Origin of the sequence: Pseudomonas sp. DWP3-1-3b3 (assembly GCF_049896305.1) — a bacterium.
Classification (GTDB): domain Bacteria; phylum Pseudomonadota; class Gammaproteobacteria; order Pseudomonadales; family Pseudomonadaceae; genus Aquipseudomonas; species Aquipseudomonas azotoformans_A.
This window is the reverse complement of sequence record NZ_JAFCUA010000029.1, coordinates 1-608: the sequence shown is the minus strand read 5'-3', so window position 1 is coordinate 608 and position 608 is coordinate 1. Positions and strand designations below refer to the sequence as shown.

General features: G+C 70.6%; 1 protein-coding gene. It reads left to right on the top strand.

What is annotated here, in order from left to right; translation table 11 throughout:
* A partial coding sequence (tnpC, locus tag ACP7BX_RS30860) for an IS66 family transposase (RefSeq protein ID WP_426197821.1) occupies positions 1-608 on the top strand: 608 nt, incomplete at both ends.

The window sequence follows — 608 nt, the reverse complement described above, 5'->3', positions numbered from 1 at the left end:
GTCTATGTGCGCGACGACAAGCCGTTCGCGGGACCCGCCCCGCCGGGCGCGGTGTTCTATTACTCGCGCGATCGGGGCGGCGAGCACCCCCAGGCGCATCTGTCTGGCTATGCCGGCCTGTTCCAGGCCGACGCCTATGGCGGTTACGGCAAGCTCTATGAGGCGGGGCGAAGGCCGGGGCCGATCCTTGAGGCGGCCTGCTGGGCGCATGCGCGCCGGCCGTTCTTCGTGCTGGCCGACTTGGAGCAGAACGCCCGCCGCAAGGCTCGCGGCGCGGCGCCGGCGGTGATCTCGCCGATCGCTCTGGGCATGGTTGAGCGGATCGACGCGCTGTTCGAGATCGAGCGAGGGATCAACGGCCAGGACGCAGGTCAACGCCTGGCGGCGCGGCGGGGCCTCAGCGCCCCGCTGGTGGCCGAGATGGAGATCTGGATGCGCGAGCAGCGCGCCAAGCTTTCACGCGGCCACGACCTGGCGCGGGCCTTCGACTACATGCTCAAGCGTTGGGCCGCGTTCACGCGCTTCCTCGACGACGGCCGCATCTGCCTGAGCAACAACGCCGCCGAGCGCGCTCTGCGTGGCGTCGCCAGGGGGCGAAAGTCCTGGCT